1 protein-coding gene is annotated in these 426 nt (G+C 67.4%); it reads left to right on the forward strand.

Translation table 11 applies throughout. From position 1 onward, the window contains the following. Positions 1–19: 19 nt before the first annotated feature. Positions 20–426, forward strand: a 407-nt coding sequence (locus GVL52_RS29400; protein WP_244619351.1) for a DegV family protein, incomplete at its 3' end; no start/stop codon positions are given.

Consider the following 426-nt stretch of genomic DNA (forward strand, 5'->3'; position numbering starts at 1 on the left):
GGCCATGGGCGCGGCCGCCATGTCCGCCGCCAAGCTCGCCTCCCGCGGCGCCAGCTTGGACGAGTGCTATGCCGCGGCCATCGATACCCTCAAGCGCGCGGCTACCTGGGTCTACCTGCATTCCACGGAGGACCTGCGCCGCTCTGGCCGCCTTTCCCCGGCCACGGCCGTGCTGTCTACGGCGCTGTTGGCCACCAAGCCGATTATGTCGATTACCCGGGGCAAGCTGGAGCTGGTGGGCGAGACCCGCACCCAGACCAAGGCTTTTACCAAGCTGGTGGACCTCATCGCCTCCCGCGCGGACGGCGAGCCGGCCTTCGTTGCCATCCAGCACAACCAAGCCGAAGACGCGGCTGCCAAGCTGGAGGCGCTCCTTGAAGCGGCGCTGCCGCAGGGTTCGTCCTTTATCTGCACTCCGCTTAACGA

The organism is Rhizobium sp. 18055 (assembly GCF_902706285.1).
Taxonomy (GTDB): domain Bacteria; phylum Pseudomonadota; class Alphaproteobacteria; order Rhizobiales; family Rhizobiaceae; genus Rhizobium.